Source organism: Haloarcula argentinensis DSM 12282, assembly GCA_000336895.1.
GTDB classification, from domain to species: Archaea; Halobacteriota; Halobacteria; order Halobacteriales; family Haloarculaceae; genus Haloarcula; species Haloarcula argentinensis.
Genome location: AOLX01000023.1, coordinates 125,489 through 150,412, shown reverse-complemented (window position 1 = coordinate 150,412; position 24,924 = coordinate 125,489). Strand labels below are relative to the sequence as shown.

28 protein-coding genes and 2 tRNA genes are annotated in these 24,924 nt (G+C 64.1%); 19 read left to right on the top strand and 11 right to left on the bottom strand.

Features of this window, described 5'->3' with window-relative positions; translation table 11 throughout:
- Both C443_RS13840 and C443_RS13835 read right to left on the bottom strand, forming a co-directional pair.
- Positions 1–1,566: a DNA-directed RNA polymerase subunit B'' gene (locus tag C443_RS13840; protein ID WP_004959113.1), complete on the bottom strand. Its 1,566-nt coding sequence runs from the start codon at positions 1,564–1,566 to the stop codon at positions 1–3.
- Complete coding sequence (locus C443_RS13835; RefSeq protein WP_004959115.1) at positions 1,566–1,793, bottom strand: DNA-directed RNA polymerase subunit H; 228 nt, start codon at positions 1,791–1,793, stop codon at positions 1,566–1,568. Before C443_RS13835 ends, C443_RS13840 begins: the two co-directional genes overlap by 1 nt.
- Before the next feature lie 276 nt (positions 1,794–2,069).
- Between C443_RS13835 and C443_RS13830 the strand changes: the two genes are divergently transcribed.
- The 7 genes from C443_RS13830 to C443_RS13800 all read left to right on the top strand — a co-directional run bounded on the left by C443_RS13830 (position 2,070) and on the right by C443_RS13800 (position 6,198).
- A tRNA-Asp gene (locus C443_RS13830) sits at positions 2,070–2,142 on the top strand.
- Between the two features lie 30 nt (positions 2,143–2,172).
- A tRNA-Asp gene (locus C443_RS13825) sits at positions 2,173–2,237 on the top strand.
- A gap of 479 nt (positions 2,238–2,716) precedes the next feature.
- A complete protein-coding gene (locus C443_RS13820) occupies positions 2,717–3,370 on the top strand; it encodes a hypothetical protein (protein WP_005537126.1) in 654 nt (217 codons plus the stop codon).
- Between the two features lie 121 nt (positions 3,371–3,491).
- Positions 3,492–3,788: a winged helix-turn-helix transcriptional regulator gene (locus tag C443_RS13815; protein WP_005537124.1), complete on the top strand. Its 297-nt coding sequence runs from the start codon at positions 3,492–3,494 to the stop codon at positions 3,786–3,788.
- A gap of 74 nt (positions 3,789–3,862) precedes the next feature.
- Positions 3,863–4,351, top strand: a complete 489-nt coding sequence (locus C443_RS13810) for a metallophosphoesterase family protein (RefSeq protein ID WP_005537123.1) — start codon at positions 3,863–3,865, stop codon at positions 4,349–4,351.
- Positions 4,352–4,460: 109 nt separating this feature from the next.
- Entirely contained in the window at positions 4,461–5,234 is a 774-nt protein-coding gene (locus C443_RS13805; protein ID WP_005537122.1) for a coenzyme F420-0:L-glutamate ligase, read from the top strand.
- On the top strand, positions 5,221–6,198 hold the full coding sequence (locus C443_RS13800; RefSeq protein WP_005537121.1) for a 5,10-methylenetetrahydromethanopterin reductase: 978 nt from the start codon (positions 5,221–5,223) through the stop codon (positions 6,196–6,198). The genes C443_RS13805 and C443_RS13800 overlap by 14 nt, the downstream gene beginning before the upstream one ends.
- On the opposite strand, the gene C443_RS13795 is transcribed toward C443_RS13800, so the two are convergent.
- Together C443_RS13795 and C443_RS13790 are read right to left on the bottom strand one after the other, a co-directional pair.
- Positions 6,155–6,373 (bottom strand): hypothetical protein, encoded by a 219-nt coding sequence (locus C443_RS13795; RefSeq protein WP_004590669.1) that lies wholly within the window; start codon positions 6,371–6,373, stop codon positions 6,155–6,157. The genes C443_RS13800 and C443_RS13795 overlap by 44 nt on opposite strands.
- A 98-nt stretch (positions 6,374–6,471) precedes the next feature.
- The gene (locus C443_RS13790) at positions 6,472–7,815 is read right to left on the bottom strand and encodes a tryptophanase (protein ID WP_049944081.1); all 1,344 of its coding nucleotides are present in this window, start codon (positions 7,813–7,815) and stop codon (positions 6,472–6,474) included.
- 162 nt (positions 7,816–7,977) lie between these two features.
- On the opposite strand from C443_RS13790, the gene C443_RS13785 reads away from it, so the two are divergent.
- The 8 genes from C443_RS13785 to C443_RS13750 all read left to right on the top strand — a co-directional run bounded on the left by C443_RS13785 (position 7,978) and on the right by C443_RS13750 (position 17,185).
- A complete protein-coding gene (locus tag C443_RS13785; RefSeq protein WP_005537118.1) occupies positions 7,978–8,661 on the top strand; it encodes a class I SAM-dependent methyltransferase in 684 nt (227 codons plus the stop codon).
- 81 nt (positions 8,662–8,742) lie between these two features.
- Complete coding sequence (locus C443_RS13780) at positions 8,743–9,012, top strand: DUF7573 domain-containing protein (protein ID WP_005537117.1); 270 nt, start codon at positions 8,743–8,745, stop codon at positions 9,010–9,012.
- A gap of 194 nt (positions 9,013–9,206) precedes the next feature.
- The gene (locus C443_RS13775; protein ID WP_005537115.1) at positions 9,207–10,166 is read left to right on the top strand and encodes an AAA family ATPase; all 960 of its coding nucleotides are present in this window, start codon (positions 9,207–9,209) and stop codon (positions 10,164–10,166) included.
- On the top strand, positions 10,163–11,137 hold the full coding sequence (locus tag C443_RS13770) for a DUF58 domain-containing protein (protein ID WP_005537114.1): 975 nt from the start codon (positions 10,163–10,165) through the stop codon (positions 11,135–11,137). The genes C443_RS13775 and C443_RS13770 overlap by 4 nt, the downstream gene beginning before the upstream one ends.
- Entirely contained in the window at positions 11,134–13,365 is a 2,232-nt protein-coding gene (locus C443_RS13765; RefSeq protein ID WP_005537113.1) for a transglutaminase TgpA family protein, read from the top strand. Before C443_RS13770 ends, C443_RS13765 begins: the two co-directional genes overlap by 4 nt.
- Positions 13,366–13,409: 44 nt before the next feature.
- Complete coding sequence (gene yciH, locus C443_RS13760; RefSeq protein ID WP_004516073.1) at positions 13,410–13,703, top strand: stress response translation initiation inhibitor YciH; 294 nt, start codon at positions 13,410–13,412, stop codon at positions 13,701–13,703.
- 247 nt (positions 13,704–13,950) lie between these two features.
- Entirely contained in the window at positions 13,951–16,263 is a 2,313-nt protein-coding gene (locus C443_RS13755; protein WP_005537107.1) for a hypothetical protein, read from the top strand.
- 40 nt (positions 16,264–16,303) lie between these two features.
- Positions 16,304–17,185 carry an EamA family transporter gene (locus tag C443_RS13750; protein WP_049944062.1) on the top strand — a complete coding sequence of 294 codons (882 nt, stop codon included), beginning with the start codon at positions 16,304–16,306 and terminating at the stop codon, positions 17,183–17,185.
- Positions 17,186–17,190: 5 nt separating this feature from the next.
- Here C443_RS13750 and C443_RS21775 read toward each other — a convergent pair whose 3' ends face one another.
- Complete coding sequence (locus C443_RS21775) at positions 17,191–17,355, bottom strand: DUF7331 family protein (RefSeq protein ID WP_004590650.1); 165 nt, start codon at positions 17,353–17,355, stop codon at positions 17,191–17,193.
- Positions 17,356–17,477: 122 nt separating this feature from the next.
- Between C443_RS21775 and thiD the strand changes: the two genes are divergently transcribed.
- Positions 17,478–18,863, top strand: coding sequence for a bifunctional hydroxymethylpyrimidine kinase/phosphomethylpyrimidine kinase (thiD, locus tag C443_RS13745; RefSeq protein WP_005537105.1), 1,386 nt, complete (start codon positions 17,478–17,480; stop codon positions 18,861–18,863).
- Between the two features lie 75 nt (positions 18,864–18,938).
- Positions 18,939–19,574, top strand: coding sequence for a DsbA family oxidoreductase (locus C443_RS13740; RefSeq protein WP_005537104.1), 636 nt, complete (start codon positions 18,939–18,941; stop codon positions 19,572–19,574).
- A 37-nt stretch (positions 19,575–19,611) separates the two neighbouring features.
- On the opposite strand, the gene ddh is transcribed toward C443_RS13740, so the two are convergent.
- Together ddh and C443_RS21490 are read right to left on the bottom strand one after the other, a co-directional pair.
- Positions 19,612–20,538, bottom strand: coding sequence for a D-2-hydroxyacid dehydrogenase (gene ddh / locus C443_RS13735; protein WP_005537103.1), 927 nt, complete (start codon positions 20,536–20,538; stop codon positions 19,612–19,614).
- Between the two features lie 62 nt (positions 20,539–20,600).
- Positions 20,601–20,777: a hypothetical protein gene (locus tag C443_RS21490; protein ID WP_160163355.1), complete on the bottom strand. Its 177-nt coding sequence runs from the start codon at positions 20,775–20,777 to the stop codon at positions 20,601–20,603.
- A gap of 165 nt (positions 20,778–20,942) precedes the next feature.
- Here C443_RS21490 and C443_RS13730 point away from each other — a divergent pair, with 165 nt between their 5' ends.
- Both C443_RS13730 and C443_RS13725 read left to right on the top strand, forming a co-directional pair.
- On the top strand, positions 20,943–22,037 hold the full coding sequence (locus tag C443_RS13730) for a sulfite exporter TauE/SafE family protein (RefSeq protein WP_005537100.1): 1,095 nt from the start codon (positions 20,943–20,945) through the stop codon (positions 22,035–22,037).
- A gap of 4 nt (positions 22,038–22,041) precedes the next feature.
- On the top strand, positions 22,042–22,479 hold the full coding sequence (locus tag C443_RS13725; RefSeq protein ID WP_005537099.1) for a universal stress protein: 438 nt from the start codon (positions 22,042–22,044) through the stop codon (positions 22,477–22,479).
- A 28-nt stretch (positions 22,480–22,507) separates the two neighbouring features.
- On the opposite strand, the gene C443_RS13720 is transcribed toward C443_RS13725, so the two are convergent.
- From C443_RS13720 to C443_RS13705, 4 genes are all read right to left on the bottom strand, one after another.
- The gene (locus C443_RS13720) at positions 22,508–23,026 is read right to left on the bottom strand and encodes an HPP family protein (protein ID WP_005537097.1); all 519 of its coding nucleotides are present in this window, start codon (positions 23,024–23,026) and stop codon (positions 22,508–22,510) included.
- A gap of 82 nt (positions 23,027–23,108) precedes the next feature.
- Positions 23,109–23,876: a hypothetical protein gene (locus C443_RS13715; protein ID WP_049944061.1), complete on the bottom strand. Its 768-nt coding sequence runs from the start codon at positions 23,874–23,876 to the stop codon at positions 23,109–23,111.
- 62 nt (positions 23,877–23,938) lie between these two features.
- Entirely contained in the window at positions 23,939–24,286 is a 348-nt protein-coding gene (locus tag C443_RS13710) for a thioredoxin family protein (protein WP_005537095.1), read from the bottom strand.
- Between the two features lie 77 nt (positions 24,287–24,363).
- Complete coding sequence (locus C443_RS13705) at positions 24,364–24,924, bottom strand: sugar O-acetyltransferase (RefSeq protein ID WP_005537094.1); 561 nt, start codon at positions 24,922–24,924, stop codon at positions 24,364–24,366.

Here is a 24,924-nt window from a genome sequence, read left to right as displayed (position 1 = left end):
TTAATCGTCCGCGGGCTGCTGTTCGATCGACTCGATACCGGGGATGCCCTGGACCCCCATCTCTGCGAGTTCCTGTTTGAGACCCTGTGGGTCCGATACGTCCTGTGACAGTTCCATCGCCTGGGCGAAGTTCTTCACCAGCCCACAGTTGGGGCCCTCCGGCGTCTCAGAGGGACAGATGCGACCCCACTGGGTCGCGTGCAGGTCCCGTGCCTCGAAGTGTGGCTGTGAGCGGCTGAGCGGCGAGCGCAGTCGGCGGAGGTGTGACAGCACCCCCATGAAGTCGGTCCGGTCGACCAGCTGGCTCACGCCGGAGCGGCCGCCGACCCAGTTCCCCGTCGCGATCGGGTGTTCGAGCCGCTCGGTCAGCACGTCCGAGCGAACGACCGTTGAGACGGATAGCTGGCGGTTCCGCATGTTGGCCCGTTCCAGCTGGTATTTTACGTCCCGAGCAAGCTTGTTCAGCGCCGTCCGGAACAGGTCGGTCATCAGGTCGCCGCTGACCTTCAGGCGCTTGTTGGCGTAGTGGTCCTTGTCGTCGGATTCGCGGCGGCCCAGTGCCAGTTCGAAACACGCCTCGGCCATCCGGCAGAGGTAGAACGCCTTGTTGATGCGGACCTCTTCTTCTTCGACGCCTTCCTCGTGCAGATGCGGGAGGAGATAGCGATCGATGACGTAGTTCGCCCGCTTGAGTTGGTAGTTCTTGCCCTGCCCGGAGGCGACACGCTTGCCCAGCGTCTCAATGGCTTCCTCGGTCGTCTGGACCTCGGCCTCCTCCAGGTTCTCCAGCATGAACTTCACGATTTCCGGGTCCTCGCTGACGCGGTGGACGATCTCCTCGTCCGATTCCAGCCCCAGCGCGCGGACCAGCGTGACGAAGTCGATACTGCCCGAGACGGACGGGAACGAGACTTCAAGCAGTCCGTCCCGCGTTCGTTCACACAGTACCAGCGCGCGGTAGCCACGGCGCTGGGAGAACGTCTTGGCGACCTGCACCTCGTCGCCGTACTTGGTGTCGTACTCGGCCAGAATCTTGTTCGGGGCGAGGTCCTCGCTGGTCATCAGCACCCGCTCGGAGCCGTTGACGCAGAAGTAGCCACCTGGGTCTGCGGGGTCCTCGCCGATGTCGATGAGCTCCTCGTCGGTGAAGCCCGCGATGTTACACTTGTTCGACCCGACCATGATGGGCATTCGCCCGATCTTGGTCTCCGTCCGGTCGACGACTTCCTCCGGTTCTTCCTCGCCACCGCGAACGATGGCCATCTCCATGAACACCGGCGCGGAGTAGGTGATGTTTCGGAGTCGGGCTTCCTGCGGGTACAGCAGTTCCTCGCTGCCGTCAGCCTCGCGGACCCGTGGAGTGACGACGCGGACGTCGCCCAGTTCGACCCACACCGGTTCCTGCCCTTCCTTGTCACCGATGTCAGTCTCGATGGTCTCTTTCTCGTCGACGACCTGCTGCATCCCTCGGTCGAGGAACGCGTTGAACGAGCGGAAGTGATGTTCGGCGAGCCGTTCCTTGGCGAAATATTCACGCGATATAGCGCGGCGATCTTGTGTGTCCATTATTCTACCACCAGTCGATACACGACGGCTTCATCCGTCGTTCTGGAGTCGCGGACGATCCGAACCACGTCACCGACTTCGGCGTCATCAGGCAGCGCTTTGTCGGTGCGCTTGATCTTCGGAAGGTCCGTTTTCTTGATTTCATACTCGGTGAGTACTGCTTCGAGGTCGTCCTCGTCGACGACACTGTGGTCTGGGACGAGGTCGTGTTGACTTACATCTACCATGTGTGTGCGTGTGCGTTTGGCCTGCTGCTGGAGAAGGTGGCTGTCACGAGATACTACAGGGTCATACTGTCGGGGTTCATATAACACTTGCCAAGTCGCTCTGCCGTGGCTATCGGACCCGCCCACCCTCACCGACTGCGGGCGTGGTTGCTCCTACCAACCACATGAAGCAGACCGGACATAGAACTTTGGGTCCCGTCATGTGCACTCATCACGGGGCGGGTTGCTTTGGAAAGTCTTAATACCGACACCAAGATACGAAGAAATGCAACGAAGGCCCGGATGGTGTAGTGGCCCATCATACGACCCTGTCACGGTCGTGACGCGGGTTCAAATCCCGCTCCGGGCGTTCCTATTGCAATCAAACTGGCGAGCACCNGGTGTAGTGGCCCATCATACGACCCTGTCACGGTCGTGACGCGGGTTCAAATCCCGCTCCGGGCGTTCCTATTGCAATCAAACTGGCGAGCACCGCTTAGCGTGTGCTCGTTATCGTGAGCGATGAAACGCGCAACAGGGATTTGAAGCCTGCTAGTCGCGCACAGCGAACGCAGGAGCGAGCACGTCTTGCTCTGGTTCAAATCCCGCTCCGGGCGTTTCTCTGAATTTGACTCGACGAGCGACGCGGTTCATCGCGTCGCGATCGCTCTACATCCCACTCTAGTACGCATTTAGTAACCATCCAGTAGGCAGTAAACACCCCCTACTGGTCGATAAGACGGCATATACTGATATTACACACCCGGCACAATAGCAGACGTCCGGGGAAATGTTCCCCCTTGGCCTGTCATAGTGTCCGTCCACCGAGGTCGGACGTGCTATCACTCCACGCGGTGCGGCATATGTTTTGTGTTGGTTGTAAGGCGTGCCGATTAGCGGCTGCCAGCGACAAACTGTTTACGAGGCCCCGCAAAAGAGGGGCCATGGAGGACGTGGATGGCGAGGAGATGCCCGGCGCGATCGTCGAGGCGTTCCTCGAACGCGAGGAGGGCGTCCGAGCGCTGCTTGAGGAACTGGAGAAGCTCACTATCGAGGGCCGCCATGAGGAGGTGCGCGACCGGGTTCGCAATCTGGCGGACAGCGACGAGTCAGTGTTTTACACGGTGGCGTTCAGTCTGACCAATTCGCGGCAGTTCTTCGGCGACGTGGAGGCACAGCTGGACGTGACCGCTGCCGACCGGCTGCGAGACCTCGCCGACACGTTTCCCGCGCTGGCCGAGCCGTTCAACATCGTCCGGACGGAGCGGGCGGACGACCGCCTCAATCCGGTGACGGACACGAGCTACGCCGTGAGCTACCACCGCGGCGTCGAGTCGCCGATGGTGACCTACAGCCCGCTGTCGGGCGAACAGGAGCTGTACGAATCTCGCGGGACACCAAGCGAGGTGTTGCGGGTGGCGTCCGACCTCACGAGCGCAACGACCGACGCGCTGGACGTGGCGATGGACAACGACTACTCGGTCAACACGGAGGAGTTGAGTGCGCTCATCGACCGCCGCGAGGAACTGGAAACCGAGCTGAGTAAGCTCCGGGACCAGCTCGACGAACTTCGTCGCACGCCAGTTTCGGACGAGTAGCGACTGACAGTTCAGAGACGGATTCGTAGAACGGTACAGAAGGACAACCCGCGTCGCAGTGCCGCAACTGAGGCGTTTATGTGTCACGACCCTAAATGCACAGATACGATTTGCTATGGGAATGGACCGACTAGAAGATCAAGTCGAAAAGGAGGGGCGGGACCTGTCGATCCTCGAAGCCGTCATCGAAAACGGGCCGATCGGTATCGTTCGGCTCGCCGAGGAGACAGATGTCCCGAAACACAAGGTGCGGTACTCGCTACGGATGCTGGAAGACGACGAACTCATCGAGCCGACGCCACAGGGCGCGATCCCGGTCGACAACATCGACGAGCGGGTCGCAACGATCAACGATGGCATCGACCGGCTGGTCGAACAGCTGGACGGGCTGCGAGACGTGTTTTCGTCCACAGAGTAGCGCTGCCGGGACGAGCAGTCGGGACCCGTTTCCGTGGCAGTAACCCTTTTCGAACGCCGACGTGATGGGTCGATATGGATGTCGCTCTCATCAGCGATTCGCACATCCCCTCCCGGGAACACGAGATTCCGCCGTCGTTCCGGGAACGCATCGAGGTCGCCGACCGCGTCATCCACGCCGGTGACTTCGACAGCAAAGGGGCGCTTGCTGATATCCGCCACATGGCGACGGCACTGACCGCCGTCTCGGGGAACATCGACCCACAGATAGGGTTGCCGGAGCGAGCGACAGTCGAACTCGGCGGCGTCACGTTCGTCGTGACACACGGCACCGGATCGCCGCAGGGCTGGGCGGACCGTGTCGCCGCTGCGGTCCGCGAGGAAGCCGACAGCAGCGCCGTCGGCGTCGCCGGCCACACCCACGAACGTGTGGACACCGTCTACGAGGGTGTGCGACTCCTGAACCCCGGCAGCGTCACGGGCGCATCGCCGGCAGACCGTCCGACGATGCTGACTGCGACAGTCGAAGACGGCTCCCTCGACGTGGCCCAGCACGAACTGTAGCGCGGTTGGTGAGCGCCGTCGCGACCGCGATGTACCGGCAGCTGTTGCCACTGTTGTCCGGCTTTGCAGCGAACGCGGGTCTTTTTCGGGCAGAGACCACACAAGTGGTATGGAAGTCTTCGCGGTCGAGGGGCTGCCCGAGGTCCGCCCTGGCGACGACGTGGCCGAGCTACTCGTCAGACAGGCCGACCTACGGGACGACGACGTGGTCTGTGTCGCCAGCACTATCGTTTCCAAGGCCAACGGACGCGGGCGGTCGCTGTCATCGTACGAGCCAAGCGGGCGTGCGGAGCGCATCGCAGCGACCATCGAGGACATCGCCAACGAGGAGAAAGACCCGCGGATGGCACAGGCGATTCTCGACGAGTGTGAGGAGGTGCTGGTCGAGGCCCCCTTCATCCTCGGTGTGACGGAGTTCGGGCACATCACCGTCAACGCGGGCATCGACCGCTCGAACGTGCCCGGCGCGGACCTCCTCTTGCTCCCCGAAGACCCGACAGCGGAGGCCGAAGCGATCTGCGACGGCATCCGCGAGCGGACGGGTGTCGAACCCAGCGTCATCGTCACTGACACGTCGGGGCGGCCGTTCCGCCTCGGCCAACGCGGCGTCGCACTGGGCTGGGACGGTCTCCCCGCATCGCGTGACTGGCGGGGCGAACACGACCGCGACGGCCGCGAACTCGAAGCCACCGTCCAAGCTGTCGTCGACGAACTCGCCGCCGCGGCGAACCTCGTCACCGGCGAAGGCGACGGCGGAACACCCGCCGCAGTCGTCCGCGATTTCGACTTCGGCGACCACGCGGGCAGCGAGCAACTGTTCCGCGACCCGGAGAAAGATGTAGTCAGACAAGCACTCAGAGAGTGGTCCCATGTACGCGATTGAAATTACCCCGGAACACCCGGTCGCACAGCTCGCCTCGTTTGCCGAACAGGCCGAATCGAACGCGCTCGACGCCGTGTACGTCAGCCATCACTACAACAACCGCGACCAGTTCATGGCGCTGACTGCGATGGCCGAGCGGACCGATGAGATGCTGCTCGGTCCCGGTATCGCCAACCCCTACGAGACGCACCCAGTGACGCTGTCCTCGCGGGTGGCGACGCTCGAGGAACTGAGCGACGGGCGAGCCGTCTTCGGCATCGGGCCGGGGGATAGATCGACACTCAGCAACCTCGGTTTCGACCACGACGACGCGCTGCGGCGCGTGCTTGAGACGTTCACGACTGCGCGGAAACTCTGGGACGGCGAGCGAGTCGACAACGATGGAACCTTCGAGGCCGTTGACGCCGGGCTGAACTACGAGGTCGACGATATCCCGGTGTACGTCGGTGCGCAGGGGCCCCACATGACTCGGATGGCGGCGAAACACGCCGACGGCGCGCTGTACAACGGAGCACATCCAAAGGACCTCGCGTGGGCACGCGAGCAAGTGAAAGAAATGGTCGACGAGCGGCCCGAGGAGTACGGCGAGTTCGACCTCGCAGCCTACGCCAGTGTCTCTGTCGCCGAAGACGAGACCGAGGCACGAGAGGCTGCCCGGCCGCCGGTCGCGTTCGTCGCCGCGGGGTCGCCGCCGCCGGTACTCGACCGGCACGGCATCGACCACGAAGCCGCCGACGACATCGGACAGGCGATCTCGGCCGGCGAGTTCTCGGCCGCGTTTGAGGGCGTGACTGAGGCGATGCTGGACGCGTTCTGTATCGCCGGGACGCCGGAGACGGTGGCCGAGCGCACGGCGGCGTTAGAAGAACACGCTGATAGCGTGGTGTTCGCGTCGCCGCTCGGACCGGATGTCGAGACGGCTATCGATTTGCTTGGGGCGGTCCTCGACCGCCGGAGCCGCTGAACAGCGAAAGGACGGCCCCCAGCGACAGGTACCCAAAGAATACGACCGAGACGGTCGTGATGACGGCACCGACGGCGAGCATGAGTGCCGCCAGCGGGTCGTTCAGTGCCACGTCGAGGAACCAGCCGGGCATGTCGATGATGCTCTGGAGCAGTTCCGACAGCAGTCCTTGCATTACTTGAACGTTCGCGTGGCCCTACTTTGCGTTTGCGTTCCCGGCCACCGCATGGTCGCTCGCGAGTCGCTGTCGTCCGGAGTCACGAGCGAGCAATCTTACGCAACGGGTTCAAGTTCGGCTGAGAAGTGCCTGAGTTCTTCCATCGGTGGCTCCCAGACGATTTCCAGACCGGAGTACTCCTCGCGATGGTCACGAACACGTGCAGCGGTTTCTGCGATGTGTTCGAGGTGTTCGCGCCAGTACGTCCGTCGAGGCAGGGCGAGCCGGACGAGTTCCGGACGGTCAGTCCCGGGGAAGGCGAACGAACCGAGTTCGACTGTCCGGACGCCGCCCTCGCGGTAGAGTTCGCAGACGAGTCGCTGCCCGGGGAACTGGTCGGCGGGAATGTCCGGGAACAGGGCGGCCGCATCAATATAGACAGCGTGACCGCCGGTCGGCGTGACGATTGGGATGTCGCGATCACGCAGGAGGTCGCCGAGGGTCGCGACCTGTTCGATCCGCTCGGCGACGTACGGCGGTTGGACCGCTTCCCGCAGACCAGTGGCCATCGCTTCGAGGTCACGACCCGCGAGGCCCCCATAGGTCGGGAACCCTTCGTACAGGATTGCACGCTGTTTGCACTGTTCGAACAGGGCAGCGTCGCGGACGGCGGTGAACCCGCCGATGTTTGCGAGTGCGTCCTTTTTCCCACTCATCGTGATTGCGTCCGCGGGACGTAACTGCTCGCGGGCGATCTCACTGAGGGGCGTGTCGGCGTATTCGGGGTCCCGTTGCTTGATGAACTGTGCGTTTTCGGCGAACCGACAGGCATCGATGACGAACGTTGCGTCGATTTCTGTGGCGAAAGCGGCTGTCTCGCGGATGTTCTCCATCGACACCGGCTGGCCGGCGGCGGAGTTGTTCGTGATCGTCAGGACGACGGCAGAAACAGCGTCCTGCCCGTACTCCTCGACGGCGTTCCACCCACGATCTGTGGAGAAGTTTCCGGCAAACGTCCCGACGCTATCAGTGGTCAGATCCGTCTCCGCCGGACAGTCGACCGCGGTCGCGCCCTGATTCGTCACGTGTGCGCGGGTGGTATCGAAATGCGTGTTATTGAGAACGACGTCACCGTCGTCCAGTAGCGCCCCGAACAGGACGTTCTCTGCGCCACGGCCCTGATGTGTCGGGACCACGCGGTCGAACCCCATCACGTCGGCGACCGCCTCACTGAAGCGTTTGAACGAGCGCGAGCCGGCGTACGCCTCGTCGCCTCGGACCACGTCCGCCCACTGGTCGTCACTCATCGCCCCGGTCCCCGAATCGGTCAGTAAGTCGATAAAGACGTCATCCGCAGCGAGGTTGAAGACGTTGTGTCCGGCCTCGGTGAGCGCAGTCTCACGTCGGTCACGGGGCGGAAGCTGTATCGAGGTTACCGATTTGGCCTTGTACGAGCGCATGCTGTGTCGCAGTACGCCGACCGTCTTATTCTCCATCCGATATTTTGTGTACAGCGGTGGGCTGAGATGTCCATCGCCAGACGGGTACGGCTATCGGTGGACACGTGTTTCTGACAGGCCGAAATAGCGGGCATTTTGAGGCCGCAACTGCTGGAGAGACGTATGAGTGTTCGCGAGGAATTCGACGCGTGGGCGGCCGAAGGTAAAGACAGAGGGATGGAAGACCGGCACTGGCACACCGCCAAGCACGTTCTCGCCCGGATGCCGGTCGAACCGGGCGACACGGTGCTCGACCTTGGGACTGGGTCAGGCTATGCGCTCCGTGCGCTGCGGGACACCAACGATGCCGGTCCCTGCTACGGCCTCGACGGCTCACCGGAGATGCTCCGGAACGCCCGGGACTACACGGACGACGACGGCATCGGGTTTCTGCGTGGGGACTTCGATGCCCTCCCGTTTGCGACCGACAGCATCGACCACGTGTTTTCTATGGAGGCGTTCTACTACGCCAGCGACCCGCCACATACCCTCGAAGAAATCACGCGGGTGCTGCGACCCGGCGGAACCGCCCACATTGCAGTGAACTACTACGAGGAGAACGTCCACTCCCACGAGTGGCAGGATTTCATCGACATCGAGATGACTCGCTGGAGCGGCCCGGAGTACCGCGAGGCGTTCCGCGAAGCGGGTCTGGCCGTAGCCGCACAGGACACGATCCCCGACCGCGAGGTGGAGATCCCGCCAGCGGATGCGTTCCCCACGGACGAGTTCGAGACGCGCGAGGCGATGGTCAAGCGCTACCGCGAACTGGGAACGTTGCTGACCGTCGGCGTCGCTACCGAATAACCGCCGATAGCCAGTCGAGACGCAGATCGAAGGCGGAACGACCGACAGGGTATTTTGTGGTCGCGGGCAAAACCAACGTGTATGGCCGAAGACACCTCGCTGGAGGACTTTCTCGACGCTGGCGACGAGAGCGAGGACGAGGGAGAGAGCGGTACGTCTGCGGAAGACGATACGACAGAGACCGAAAGCGACACCCCCGACAGCGAAGCCTCGGCCGACGCGGTCGACCCCGCCGTGACGACGTACGCGTGGTCGCCCGAAGGAGCGGCCTGTGCCGAGTGTGGAGAGGTCGTCGAACGGCGGTGGACACAGGAGAGGCACCTCGTCTGTGGGGCGTGTAAGTCCTGGTGAACGGCGCTACCGGCCGTAAACCGAATGTGTGTTGTTGTCACCCATCCACAGAGTTACATGCGCGCACACCATAGACGCGGCTACAACTGAACGGCCCGGAGGACGTGGTACCCCACACAAGACACTTACTGGTCGACAGGGCAGACTATCCTACCAGTCCCCGTGCCACGGCGTCGTCCCACGAGATTGCGACTATGACAGACACTGACACATCACGCAGTCAACAGTCGGACAGCCCCCTCCGCGACGCCACACGCGTCGCCAATCAGGTGATCGAAAACGTTGAACAGGTCATCGTCGGGCAACACGACGCCATCGAACACATCGTCATCGCGCTGCTCGGCCGCGGCCACGTCCTGCTTGAGGACGTCCCCGGCGTCGGCAAGACGATGTTAGCCCGTTCTGTTGCGGCGTCTTTCGACGGCGAATTCAAACGCGTTCAGTTCACGCCAGACCTCCTCCCGACCGACGTGACCGGCGTCAACATCTACAACCAAAAGACACAGGAGTTCGAGTTCCGGCCGGGTCCCATCTTCGCCAACGTCGTCCTCGGCGACGAAATCAACCGTGCACCGCCGAAGACGCAGTCAGCGCTGCTGGAAGCGATGGAGGAACAGCAGGTTTCGGTCGACGGGACCACACACCCCGTGCCACAGCCGTTTACCGTCATCGCCACGCAGAACACGGTCGAGCAGAACCGGGCCTACGACCTGCCGATGGCCGAACTCGACCGGTTCATGATGAAGCTGCATCTCGGCTATCCGAACGAGGCGGCGGAGACGGAGATGCTGGGTGACGTGGTGGGGCAACACCCCATCGAGGAACTCACATCGGTCGCCACCCTCGATGCGCTGACCGCCGCCCGGGAGACGGTAGCCGACGTGACCGTCGAGGAGCCGATCCGCTCGTATGCGACCCGGCTGGCGCGGTACACGCGGGAGAACGCACAACTGGGCGTCAGCCCACGGGGGAGTATCTCGCTGCTCCGGGCGGCACAGGCCCGCGCTGTCCTCGATGGTCGCAGTTACGTCATCCCCGACGATATCCAGACGGAAGCACCGGTCGTCCTGCCACATCGTATCCGCACTGAGAGCAGCGAGCAGGATGCCCGGGAACTCGTCGCGGAGGCGCTCGACACCGTCTACGTCGAATGAGACCGACACGCCGCGGTTTCGCCGTCCTCGCCGTCGCCGTTGCCGCCCTTCTAGTCAGTGCCAGATTCGGTCAACCCGGGCTTACTGCCGTTGCCGGCCCGCTGTTCGTCGGCGTGTTCGCCGCTGCCGTCCAAGTCCGCTGGGGTGGCGCGCCGACCGTCGAACGGGGTCGCCTCCGCCGCGGCTTTCCCGGCGAGACGAAGCCCGTGGAGTTCCGCGTCGACGGCAGTGGCATCGCGACCGTCACCGACCAGCTGTCTGAGGGCCTCAATGGGGAGACGACAGTCAGGAAGTCCCTTCCAGCGACAGTGTCCTACCGGGTCACCTACATGGGCCGAGGCGAACAGCGGGTCGGCCCCGTCGACGTGACGGTAACTGACGCTATGGAACTCGTCACGGAGCGGTACACTGTCAAGAGTCAAACCGACGTGCTCGTGTATCCGCCCGTCTACCGGCTGGGCGGGACGGATGCGTTCGCGCGAACGTTCACGCCGGAAAGCGAGGACCGGCAGTCGTTCGACCGACTGCGGGAGTACGTCAGCGGCGACTCGCTACGGGACGTGCACTGGAAATCCAGCGCCAAGCGGGAGGACCTGCTGGTCAAGGAGTTCGCCGACAGCCGGAGCGACAGGGCCCTGCTCGTCGCTGCGGAGGCCCGCGAAGGCCATGCCGACGAAATGGCCGCCGCCGCAGCAACGATCACGATGGCCGCACTGGAGAGCGGTCTCGCGGTCGAACTCGCCGTCCCGAACGACGCAGTCGAGCAGGGATACGGCGACACTCACCGGACGCGGCTGCTCGAACTGCTGGCCCGGGCCGACGCGGGCCAGACCGGCCGTGTGGACGACGCTGACGTGGTCGTCACGGCCACCGGTGACGGTGTCACGGTGTCGGTCGATGGCCGCCACCGGTCCTTCGCCGACGTGACCGCCAGCCGGGACAACCCTATCGCAGGGGAGGTGAACGGATGAGCGGCGTCGTGGAACGAGTCCGTCGCCGAGTCCCGTGGAGCCAGTCGAGGATACTGGCGTTGCTTGCGGCGGCACTGGCCATCGGCGCACCGCTGCGAACGATGTACTACCTCAGCGACGTAGTCGGCGACCCGACACTGTTTCTGGCGCTTACCGCGCTCTCACTCGTCGGCGCGACACTGCTGGCCCGCGTGCTCAGACCGCCCCTCGCGGTCGGTGTCGGCGCAGTGCTGTTCGCCGGTGGGCTCGGCGCGTACATACTGAACCTCTCGACGAATCCGGCCATAACGGAGCTGCTGGGCGACACCGCCGCCCTGCTGACTGGGCGGTCGCTGCTCCAGATCGCCAAGGTCAGGCTGTGGGTGCTGTCGTTCGCGCCGGCACCAGTGTTTCTGACGTGGTACTTCGCGCTACGGCGCTGGTACGTGACGGCGACGCTGGCGGCCGGGACGGCGCTCGCGTTTTTCGCCCTGACGACCGACGCCGGTGTGGTGACGACCCTGCTTGGCGTCGTCGGCATCGCGGCGACGATCGGCTTCGGGACGCTCGATACGCTGTCGGCGGACGAGCCGACGGACCTGACGAAGCGACCGGACGCGATGACCGACAGTGACGGTACGGAGCGCGCGGGCGGTGACAGCGACGGCATCGACGCCGGGCGGCGTGCCGTCCTCGAACAGCTGGCGGCGATAATCGTCGTCCCGGCGGCGCTCTCGCAGGTCCCGATTACCCGCGATAGTTTGCTGTCGTACGATGACGGGTCAGACGGCCAGACCGTCGAAGGGAGCCTCTTCGACGCCGGGGAATCTCTCTCAGTACAGGGGAGCATCTCGTTGACGCCGGAGATCCGGTACACGGTCGAAAGCGAGGAACCGCGCTACTGGCGGGTCACCTCCTACGACCGCTACACCGGCAACGGGTGGGTGCGGACGGGGAACCCCACCCCGTACGACGACCAGCGCCTCGACAGCCCACCGGGTGAAACCCGGACGCTTCGACAGGAGTTCCGGGCGGAGTCGACCATCGGGACCGTCCCGGCCGCCTGGAAGCCCGTCCGCTACTCCGGAGCGCCGTCGGTATCGGTCTCCAGTGAGGGCGGGTTCCAGCCGGATGGGACACTTTCGGCGGGCGAGAGCTACGAGGTCAGGAGCGAGCTGCTCGTGGCGACCCCGGACGGGCTGCGTGCGGCCGGCACTGACTACGACGACGCGACTGTGGAGCTGTACACCCAGCTCCCCGACAGCACGCCGGATCGGGTCGGGGAGCGGACGGCGATTCTCACCGCGAACGCCGAGAACCCCTACGAGACGGCGCTGGTCGTCGAGCGGTGGCTGCAGGACAGCAAGGGCTACTCGCTCGATGTCGACCGCCCCGATTTCAACGTCGCGGACGCCTTCCTCTTCGAGATGGACGAGGGGTACTGCGTCTACTTCGCGACGACGATGGTGACGATGCTCCGGACCCAGGGCATCCCGGCGCGCATGACCGTCGGGTACACGTCCGGCCAGCGAATCGACGAGAACCAGTGGGTCGTGCGCGGGCTCAACTCCCACGCCTGGGTCGAGGTGTACTTCCCCGATCAGGGCTGGGTACAGTTCGACCCGACGCCGTCCGGGCCGCGTGAGGCGGTCAGACAGCAACGTATCGAGGACGCGAGTTCGGACGAATCGTCGCCCACCGTCGGCGACGGGAACCCGGTAGAGCAGTACACGCCATCCGACACGTCGACGCCCGCCCCGCTGACCGAGACCGACGGAACTGAGACTGAGCCGACGGAGACACCAACGCTCACGGAATCCGACGCGTCCACCGGCACAGCAGGGGCGTCGGACACAGACGAGGGAAGGGGGCTGCGCCTGCCGGAACTCCCGTCGCGTGAGGAGCTGACGCTCGGCGTCGTCGCCTTGCTCGGCATCGCAGCGGGCGCGCGCCGGTCCGGCCTCAGCGAGCGAGCCTACCGCGCGGTATGGCTGCGCTACCAGCGCCGCGTGGACCCCGAGACCGACATCGAGCGGGCGTTCCAGCGGGCCATGCACGTCCTTGCGATGCAATACCGGAGCCGCAAGAGCGGTGAGACGGTACGGGCGTATCTCGACGCGATAGAGGCTGACAACCGGGTCCGGCGACTGGCGGCGCTACGGGAGCAACTCCGGTACGGCGGCGAGGTAAGCGAGGCGATGGCCGACGAAGCTGTCGAGATTGCCGACGAAATCGTCTCCGATCAATAGTCCCCGACAGTGTTTAATAGGTCGTGTTCGTAGGCGCGATTGTAATGTCGGAAGTCTGCTCGACGTGCGGGCTGCCTGAGGAGCTCTGCGTCTGTGAAGACGTCGCTAAGGAGTCCCAGGAGATTAACATCCGCATCGACGAGCGCCGTTACGGGAAGGAGGTAACGATTATCGAGGGATTCGACCCGAAAGACGTCGACATGGACTCGCTGTCCTCAGACCTCAAATCGAAGTTCGCCTGCGGTGGCACTGTCGAGGACGGGCAGATAGAGCTCCAGGGCAATCACACGGGCCGCGTCGAGGATTTCCTCCGCGACAAAGGTTTCAACGTCGCCTGAACTCCTGACTGCCAGCGGTTCTCGTGAAAGCGCCGTGGCAAGCCGCTGGTATAACCTGCTCGCCAGCTTTTCAGCTCGGTCTGCTCGCGAGCGTTCGCTGCGGTCGGCTACGAGTGGTTCAGGTCTGGCCGTTTTTTCCGTCGTGGGAGCTTCCGGCAGCGGTCGGTCAACCCAAGTATTGGTGCATGATACCGACACCCAAAATCGGCGGTCAACTATTTCAACCATGGGGCGGTAACTGTTTGCAATGCTCGGTGTACCCCGGCGGGTGGTGGCCGTCGGACTCGTGGTCCTTCTCCTTGGTGGGGGAATCGCGTCGCTCCCAGTGGCGGCGACCGCTGACCACGGGACGGTGGCCGGCGCTACCGACGGAGCGGCGGCTGGAACCGACGAAAACTGCACGTACAAAACCGAGACGACATCGGCTCAGCGTGGACAGGCAGTTGAGGCGGTGCAGTCGTCGGTAGCCACTAACGAGTCAAATGGCTCGAGAGTCCGAACGAGAAGCGCCGACACGCATCGACGCCAGCCACGCGGGCAGGGTGGGGACATAGCCGAAACGGTAGCCCCAGCGGCGGCCAGTATGGCGACGGGGACTGCCACGTCGGGTGCAACACAGACCAGCGACGGTGACGTGATTCAGCAGACACAGACCTACGCGCGCGTACAGGAGGAGCCGGGCGAAGTCGCAGTGACTCTGGCCTACGAGGTGCCAGACCGAGTCATCGACCTCGAAACACACGTTCCAGCGGAAGCGACAGTGACCGGAACAGACGGATTCGAGCGCGTCAACGAGTCCGTGTACGAGTGGGACGAAACGCAGGGCCCCGCGACGATCAGCTACCGTATCAACCCGAACCGGACAATCGAGAAGAGCGGGCCTGAGGGTGCCGAGGGACGGTATCTCAGCGTCGATACGGGAGAGTGGGCGCTACTCACACGGTCACTGACGCCGACACGCTGGCGCTACACTGGTCAGGAGCCCGTCAGGTACAACCGCACGCTCCGGACGGCGGGCCCGGGTGCGGCGGGCGAGGAGATCGTGTACCTCGGCGAAGTAGCGACCTTCGAGGAGACGGCGCACAACCAGACGTTCACGCTGGCTGTGCCGGAGCGGGCGACGATGACGGCCTCGCCGATTTCGGTCCTCGACTCGATGGCGAACGCGTCGAACGCCCTCCGGGTCGGCGACCGTGACGAGCAGGTGTTCGTCGTCGCTGCGCCATCCGGGACTGTCAACTGGGGTGTCGAGGGGTATCAGATCGGTGACGCAGATATGTGGGTCCAGTCCCGGCAGTCGCTGGATGCCGCCAATAACGTCTGGCTCCACGAGTACGTCCACAGCCGGCAGGCCTACGAGACGACACGGGAGACGCGGTGGACGGTCGAGGGTTGGGCGACGTACTACGCCGCTGTCCTGACGCTGGAACAGGACCTGATCGGGTTCGACGAGTTCCAAGCACAGCTCGCAGCGGGCGAGCAACCGGTCTACAGCGACGTGGCGTTGACCGACAGGTCGAGTTGGACGAACGACGCGAACTACCGGAAGGGCGCGCTCGTCGCCGGACGGACTGACGTCCATATCCGCTCGGCCACGGACCGCAACAAGACACTCCAGACTGTGTTCCAGTCGCTAAACGGCTACCGTGACCCGGTCACGCAATCGCAGTTCCTCACCGAGGTCGAGGCCGCTGGCGGGGCAAGCGTCCGGAACACGACCGCGACGGAGACCGAAACGACAGCGACGGTGGCGATGTGGAATGACGCGACACACCAGCGGTTGTTCGGTGCGATTCCCGCCCGTATCGGCTACAGCCTCCCACCGGTCGACCGCGCGGACGACTACCGCGCAGACAGTCTCTACCGGTCGGACGCACCAGTCGGCGGGAGCGAACCGATCCGGCTGGTGACCAACGAGACGCTCGCGGTCGACACAGTCGTCGAGAACGCCGGCGGCGAGGCGGGGGCGTACAACGTGACGCTCGGGGTCAACGAGACCGTCGTCGCCGCAAAACAGGACCAGATCGAACCGGGGGTACGGACAGAGGTCGAACTGACACACACGTTTGCCGACCCCGGCCGATACGTACTCAGCGTCGACGGCGACACCGTCACTGTCGTGGTGACAGAACCGGCAGCCGCCAGCGTGACCGACGTCACCGCGAGTCCGAGAGAAGTCAGGCAGGGTGACAAGGTCGACGTGACCGCCACTGTCGTTAACGACAACGAGATTCCGGGGACAGCAGCGGTCACGTTCCGCCGCAACGGTGTCGTGTTCGCCGAGCAGCGGCTGTATCTCCCGCCACAGACGACGACAACGGTCGCCCGGCCAGTCACCCTCGGCGAGCCTGGAACGGTGTCGCTGTCGGCAGGTGACGGACGGAACACGACGATGGTCGACGTGGTCGTTTCGACGGAAACGGCGGAACCAGCGTCGACTCCGACGGCGATGCTCACAGACACACAGACGACAGCCGGCGAGGGCAACGGCTTTACTGCGCTCGTGACCGGTCTCGCAGTGTTGCTTGTGGCGGTGCTCGCCCGCCATCACAGTTCTTGACACGAGCCCGAAGGGAACAGTTATTGCAGTCGGCTAGCCGTTGTCAACCGTGAACGTCGGAATCGCGTACGCCGTCCTGTCGGCGCTGGTGTTCGGTGTGTACCTGTTCGTGATGAAGCGATGGTTCACGGAGTATCCGTCGCCGGTGTTCCTGTTGCTGACGTACAGCCTCGTCCCCATCGTCTACCTCCCGATCGTCTTCGTCAGCAACGAGCCCTTCCTCCCGGCGGGAAACCGCGTCAATGTCCTCTCGTCGATACTCGCTGTGACGGCGGTGACGGCAGTGGGACTGCTCACACTCTTTCGAGCGATCCGTGTCGGCGAAGTCTCCTACGTCTCGCCGATCAGCAAGATCGTTCCAGTGTTCGTCCTACCGCTGGAAGTCGGCCTGCTGGGCCAGCACCTCTCGCCGCTGCAGGTCGGCGGTGTCGTCGTCGCGACCGCCGCCGTCTACGTCGCGAACTGGCAGGGCACAGCGCTACTGGCCCCGCTTAGGCGGGCCCAGAAGTCCCGGCCTGCGCAACTGGCCTTACTGTCGGCTGCGGCGTTCGCGCTCGTCGATGTAAGCAAGCGGGTACTGATGCAGGAACTGGCTATCGAACCGACGACCTACATCCCGGTAATGGCCGTCGGCATCGCCGTTTTAATGACGCCGCTCGCATTCCGATACCAGGTCCCACCGGGGTGGCGAGGGGACCTCTCGAAGTTCGTCGTCGCGGCGATGTTCGTCGCCTACGCGAACCACATCGTGTTGCTGTCCTTCCAGTTGCTCCCGGCGAGTATCGTCTCGCCCATTGTCAACGGGCAGGCCATCGTCGCCGTCATCCTAGGCGCGATCGTTCTCGATGAGTCGCATTTTCGGGCCCGCCTGGCCGCTGCGGGGCTGGCTATCGTCGGTATCGCGATGATATCGGTCGGGTAAGAAGGTCAGGCCGACTTTCGCTCCGAGGAGCAGCCAACCTGTACCGCATAGCTCGATTGGAGCCACGCGGTCGGGTTCTCGGTGTCATAGACGACGACGTCGCCGCCGCCAGTGGTGAAGCTGCCGTACTGCTCGTCGGAGTCGGTAGTATCGCGCGACGCTGGTTCCATTGTGGTACAAGGGCACATCCGACACAGCGCTACATAAATGTTTCTCAGATGTAGTATGTAGTATTATTACCATACTAGGATTTGGCCACATAGTTTCGTCCGACTGAGAGACCAGCACCGATATGTGGCCGCCGCTGAAGGCATCAGATATGACACGAGCGGACGCCCCAGTGACACCGCCAGTCGTGCTGACCGTCGCCGGCAGCGACTCCGGTGGTGGGGCCGGCATCCAGGCCGACGTCAAGACCATCGAAGCCTGTGGCGGCTTCGGGACCAGCGCGATCACGAGCGTGACGGCACAGAATACCACGGGCGTACAGGGCCAGCATCTGCTCCCGATCGAACAGATCGAGGCCCAGATTGAGGCGGTCACGGGAGATTTCGACGTGGCCGCGGTCAAGACGGGGATGCTCGCGACGCGCGAGGTCATCGATCTGGTCGCGGACCACGCCGCCGACCTGCCGAACCTCGTCGTCGACCCGGTGATGGTGGCGGCCTCGGGCGACCGACTGCTGGCCGCCGAAGCCGAAGACGCCTACGAGACCCTTATCGCCGAAGCGACGGTTGTCACACCGAACGCCGACGAGGCCGCCGTCCTGACCGGGCGCGACGTCGACGACCCTGCGGCCGCGGAGCGGGCGGGCCGCGACCTCGTCGAAATGGGGGCCGACAGCGCGCTCGTGAAGGGGGGCCACGTCCCGGGCGACGCCGTCGTCGACACCCTCGTGACCGAAGACGGGGTGACGACGTTCCGCCACGACCGGGTCGACACCGAGGCCACCCACGGCTCCGGCTGTACGTTGTCCTCGGCCATCGCGACACAGCTGGCCCACGGCGACGACCTGCCGACGGCGGTCGGAAGCAGTATCGACCTGCTTGCGAGCGCGGTCCGGTACAACGTCGACGTCGGGGAGGGACCCGGTGCGGTCCACCACCTCGTCCAGACGCGCAATGATGCCGCGCGCGATCCGACGAGCGAGGCCGTCGAGCGGGCAGTGTCTACCCTCGTCGATGCGGACGTGTCAGCGCTGGTTCCCGAGCGGGGGATGACCATCGCCGGCGCGACCCCGTACGCGGAGACGCCGGACGCGGTGGCCGCCGTCGAAGGCCGTCTCACTCGCACGATGGACGGCGTCCGGCCGAACCGCGGCGTCCGCTTCGGCGCATCGACGACAGTGGCTCGCGCCCTGCTTGCCGCCCGGGAGCACGACCCAGTGGTCCGGTTCGCAGTCGACTGCCGGCTGACCGACGCCATCGAAGACACGCTGGCGTCGCTGGACGGCACTATCGCCTCGTACAATCCCAACGAGCGACCGGACAGGGTTTCCGCCGACGCTATGACGTGGGGTGTCGGCCGGGCCGTCGAGACCAGCAAAGGGACACCCGTCGCTGTCGTCGGCCGCGAGGGCATGGGTACCGGCGGGCGCGTGACGCTGCTCGCAGAAAGCGCCGACGACCTCGTCTCGCGTGTGGAAACCATCCACGGGACCGTCGAGGACAGCGTGTAGCCGGTCAGTCGGTCGTGCGCTGGTCCAGCACAGACGGTGGCCGCGTTTAACCGCGAGCAACGCATACCCGGACGTATGAGTGAGACACAGTCGAGCGAGCAGATCACAGTCTTCTCGGACTACGTCTGCCCGTTCTGTTATCTCGGACGCGAATCGCTCAGGCAGTACCAGTCGACGCGCGAGGACGAACTGGAGATCGACTGGCATCCCTTCGACCTCCGGAGCGGGAAGCGCAACCCGGACGGCTCCATCGATCACTCCGTCGACGACGGCAAAGACGAGGACTACTACGAGCAGGCCAGAGAGAGCGTCCGCCGGCTGCAGGCGAAATACGACGTCGAGATGGATCTGGACATCGCCACCGACATCGACTCGCTGCCCGCCCAGATCGCCTCGTACTACGTCAAAGAGCACTACGACTACGAGACGTGGCTAGCCTTCGACGTGGCCGTTTTCGAGGCGCTGTGGCAGGACGGACAGGACATCGGCGACGAAGACCTGCTGGTCGAACTGGCCGAGGAGGCGGGCGTCGAGAGCGACGAAATCCGGTCGGCACTCGGAGACGACGCTCTCCAGTCGGCGGTCCGGGAGAAATTCACCACGGCACAGCGTCAGGGCATCACCGGCGTCCCGACGTTCGCCTACGATGGACACGCCGCCCGTGGCGCGGTTCCGCCCGAGCAACTAGAACGACTGGTCGAAGGTACCTGAGCGGGGCGGCCGGAGGCTGTCCCCGGACAGCCGATTCTCACGCGACGCGGTTCCGAAGCGACTCGCCGCGAGCAATCCGTTCGACGTTTTCCTGAACGAGTGCCGCGATGTCTTCGTGATACTGGCTCGTGGACGCGGCGACGTGTGGCGTCACGATGGCTGATTCGTGGTCCCAGAGCGGATGCTCCTCCGGGAGTGGTTCCTCCCAGTGGGCGTCGAGAGCCGCTCCGGCAATCGTCCCGTCGTCGAGCGCGTTCAGCAGCGCGTCCTCAACGACGACGGGCCCTCGGGCGACGTTGACGAGGTAGCTGTCGGTCCGCATCTGCACAAGGCGAGCAGCGCCGACCATGCCTTCAGTCTCCTCAGTGAGTGGACAACACAGCACAACGAAGCGCGCGTCGGCGACGGCAGTGTCCAGTTCGTCGGGTGTGTACACGCGCTCAACGTTCTCAACAGGGTCACCGGAGCGGCGAACGCCGACGACTTCCATCCCTAACGCGTTGGCCCGGTCGGCGACGCCCTGACCGATGGTGCCCAGGCCGACCACGCACACCTGCTCGCCGGTCAGTGTGAACGGCGCGTCGTACGGTTCCTGCATCCAGTCGCTGTCGCTCTGGTGGTCCCGATAGACGTGGAGACGGCGGGCGAAGGCCGTCATGTAGCCGACGACAGTCTCCGGGACGGTGTCGCCGTGGATGCCGGTGCTGTTCATCAATGCGGTTCCAGCGGCCTCGTAGGCAGTCACGTCGAACTCGTCGTAGCCCGCCCGGATACCGTGGACCCAGGCGGCGTCCAGAAATGCGTCCCGCGGGGAGAACGTGACGACGCAGTCACTGGCATCGAATGAAGCGTCGTCACCGACAATCTCGACGGGAATCGCAGACCCCTGTAACGCGGCGACCATCGCCTCCAGCGGACAGGCCTTTGCGACCGACTCGTGGACAGCGATTCTGGCGATATCCATATCCGTCCCTGCGGCGGGGACAGTATAGTCCTTTTCCGGAACGGAGCGAGGTGTCGAGCCGGTTAGTCCCAGCGGCTATCGAGCGCGTCGACACGCATCTCGATGTAGCGGCGGGACCACCGCTTCGAGAACCGACGCAGGGGTCCAAAGAGTCCGTCTGTGTCCGCGGCGTCGGCAGGAGCGTCTTCGTCGTAACTCGACCGGCCGCCTGACTCCATTGGTCCCTCTGGAAAACTCATAGCGGTATGTGTTACCACAGTCTATGTAATAAATATTAGGGGTATTAGGGCGCCGGGGGGTCCATGCGTTTTTGCCGTCTTCGCCGGTTTTTGCCATCATTTTTGAAACAAGTACAGACAACAAGGGATTTAAGCGATAGTTCACAATGCTGGCTTCACGCGTCAATGACCACGTCGTCACCGTCCAGTCGACTTCAGAAGGGGTTTCTCAAGTACCAGCACGTTTTCGTATTTCTGGCACCACTGCTGTTTGTCGCCGGTGTGTACACCGCGGCACCGACACCCGCCGACGCGGGCACCGGCTACTGGTTTGAGTACTGGTGGCTCTGTATCGCCTTCGTTACCGGTGCTACCATCGTCAACACGGTCGGTATCAGCGGGTCGGCCCTGTTCGTCCCGTTTCTCATCTTCATTTTCCCGGTACTCGCCGGGGAGACGCTGACACCGGAGACACTGGTGAAGGTCGGACTCATCAGCGAATCGTTCGGCCTCTCCAGTTCGGCACTCGCGTTCATCCAGTACGGGCTCGTCGACCGACGGCTCGCGCTGAGCCTCGTCCTCGGGAGCGTGCCCTTTGTTGTCGCCGGCGCGCTACTGTCGTTTGTCATCCCGGAACCGGTGTTTCACGCGTTGCTCGGTATCGCCCTGTTGGCGGCGTCGTACCTGCTTTTCAAGGCCGACCTCAGTCACGAGGAACCGGGTGAGGCAGGCGACAATGACCCCGAGGTGTCGGCTGACGGTGGCGACGCGACGCTCCCCGACGACGACAACAAACTCGGGCCGGCCGGCGTCGAAACGGCCGACAACGGAACGGTGACGCGCGTCGACCGGGACGGCAACGACTACGGCTACACACGCGGCGGCTATCTCGAACGCTTCGCGAACTACAGCATCGGCGGTGTCTTCCAGGGACTGGCCGGCTTCGGCGTCGGCGAACTGGGCATCATCTCGATGCTCCGAACCGATGTCCCGGTCCGGGTCGCCATCGGCACGAACCACATCGTCGTGGCGCTGACGGCGGTTCTGGCCTCGCTGGTCCACGTCTTCGGCGGTGGCCTCGTCCCGGGCGCACACTCCATTGACCTCGCGTCGACGCCGTGGAACATGGTCGTCTGGACCGTGCCTGCGACCGTCACCGGCGGCCAGATCGCACCGTACGTCTCGACCGCCCTGGATACCGGGACGATCAAGAAATTCGTCGGCGGGCTGTTCGCAGTCATCGCCGCAGCGCTGTTCCTAATGGCGACGGGTGGTGTCTGAGCCGATGTACGACACGATTCTCCTCCCGACCGATGGCAGCGACGGTATCGGTACGGCCGCGAGACACGCGGGGACGATTGCGGACCGGTTCGACGCGACGGTCCACGTGCTCTCGGTCGTCGACACTCGAAACCGGTTCGAGAGTCCGTCGAGCGGCCTCTCGGCTGACGCGTGGCTCGAAGCAGAGCGCGACCGCGCCGAGGCGGCCATCGAAGCGACCGTCGCCGAGCTACCCGACAGCGTTTCGGTCGAGACCACGCGGCGAGAGGGCGTCCCGAAGACGGAGATCGTCGACGCCGTCACGGATGTTCCGGCAGACCTCGTCGTGATGGGAACCCACGGCCGGACCGGGCTGGACCATTATCTCATCGGCAGCGTCGCGGAGACGGTCGTCCGCGAATCGCCGGTGCCGGTGCTGACCGTCCAGTTATCCGAGGAGTGAGTACGGTACACCGATCTGTGTGACCGCATCAGCCATCGACCAGCCCTGGTCGGGCCGAATCAGTCGCTCGGTGGTACGCGGATAGCACGAGCGCATAGAACGCGACGAGGACGCCGACGCCGGCCACGATAGTCGCGACCTGGCGTGGCGTCGATAGCAGTCCCAACGAGACGATGAGCGTCGTCGCACAGGCCGGCGCGTGAACCGTATCGGTCGCAATCATCCCCCAGCTCGTCACGACGAGCGAGAGCGTCGCACTCGCGACGAGGCGGAGCCCGGCCATCGAGAACGCCGCCGGGTCCGCGACCAGTGAGACGCCTGTTGCGAGCAGGACGTACGCGACAAGCCCCGCGAGACCGCCGATGAGATGGCTCACGACGACGCGGACCAGTCCCGTCCGGTCGCGGTCCCGCTGAAACGCGAGCATGAACGCAGACGGGCCGAGACTCGGGAAGATGAACGGTTGGCCGGTCACCCACGCGAGTATCCCGAGGACGACGAACAGCACGCCAGCGTACAGGCTCGTTCCGACCCGATGCCGTCGCATTGCTCCCGATAGGAAACTGGACGGGTAAGACAGTCACGGTCCGACAAAGCGGTGCTATAGGCCCGAGTAGGGACGACAGCGGTCAGAGCGCCGACATCGTCGTGTCGTCCTCGCTCGGAGCCGACGGTGGCCGCCCACCACTCTCGCGGAGTTGCTCAAACGCGACTGCGATAACCGCAGTGCTGTACAGCGACAGCAGCGGTTGGAGGACGATAGTCGGTAACTGCGAGGCCGGTCCCGAAAGCACCAATGGGCTGAGGAGTCCGATAACTCCGCCGAGGAGCCCCGCAGCAACAACGACGATGAACAGCAGCCCAAACAGCGCTATCCGGTCGCCCTCGGTGAGCCGGTAGCTCTCTTTGAGCGCCGCGATGAAGTTCCGGTCTTCGGCGATGATGTACGGTGCCATGAAGATGAACACGACGTACGCGAAGATGCCGGGAATAATGAGCAAGATCGATCCGATGAACACCAGCAACCCGTAGACGAGTCCGCCAACTAGCACGTTCACCATCGCGAGTGGCACGTTCCGCGTGAACGCACCCTCCGGGAAGCTGGTGCGTGCCCCAGCGACAAACGTTCGGAAGGACACGATAGTGAGATACAGTGAGATCACGGAGCTGACAGCGATACCGGCACCAGCGACAGTAAGCGGGATGTCGAAGGTGAGCGGCATGGCTGCGGTAACCTCGCCGTACCCCATTCTGGTGACGGTCGTCGCCAGAATAGTGTTTAGCAGTGCCTGCAAGCTAACTATCAGGGCTAAAAACGCTGCGAGTAGTATCCCGCCGGTACGACTGAATAGCCGGTACCCCGCCTCTTCAAGGGCGGAGCCGATTTGGAGGGCCATCGACGGACCGCTTCGACAAGCAATGACAAAAGTGTTGCCTCAGTGTGACACTACAACCCAGTTCACACGTCCGATTCCGACCCGCTTTCGGTGAACTCAATAAGTTCCTCGGCCGGGACGAATCCGTCGGCACGGCGGTGAATGAGGTCCCCGTCAGCAAACAGCAGGAACGTCGGGACGCTCCGGACGTCGAACGCCTCGACAGCATCGAGGTCGTGTTTCGGATTGAACACGACCACTGTGGCGTCAGTGGCCTTCGCAGCGATATCGAGTATCGGCTCCATCGACTTGCAGATAGTACAGCCAGTCGTTCGGACCATCACCAGCACGCGGTCGGCTGTCGCCAGTACGTCGTCGAGTTCGTCCCGTGTTTCGACCGTCTGAACGCTGTGTTCCGTTTTCGTCTCCATGGGGGCAGTACGTGCCACAACGCGAAGAACCCCGCGACGAGTCACGCCCGTTCGGCTGTGGCTGCTGTCCGGGGCCGTCAGTCCTCGATTTCACGGACGACCGATGCGGGGTTCCCCTGAACGACGACGCCAGCGGGGACGTCGTCAGTGACGACCGAACCGGACCCGATGACGGCGTCGTCACCGACGGTGACGCCAGGGTTGATGACCGCTTGACCGCCGACCCAGACGTTGTCGCCAATAGTCACCGGCTTCCCGTACTCGACGCCGCTACGTCGTTCATCCGGGTCAAGCGGGTGCGTCGCGGTGTAGATGTGGACGCCCGGCCCGAGCAGGCAGTCGTCGCCGATATCGACCTGACAGACGTCCAGCACGACGCAGTCGAAGTTCGCGTAGAACCCCTCGCCGACGTGGATGTTGTCGCCGTAGTCACACCGGAACGGCGGTTCGACGTGACAGTCCGCGCCGACCGAGCCGAACAGGTCCTCGATGAGCGCCTGTCTGGTGTCGGCCTCCGACGGGTCGGTCCGGTTGTACTCCCGGGTAAGTTCGTTCGCACGCTCACGGGCGGCGACGAGTTCCGGATCGCTCGCGTCGTAGCGCTCGCCAGCGAGCATCTTCTCTTTCTCAGAGGGCAT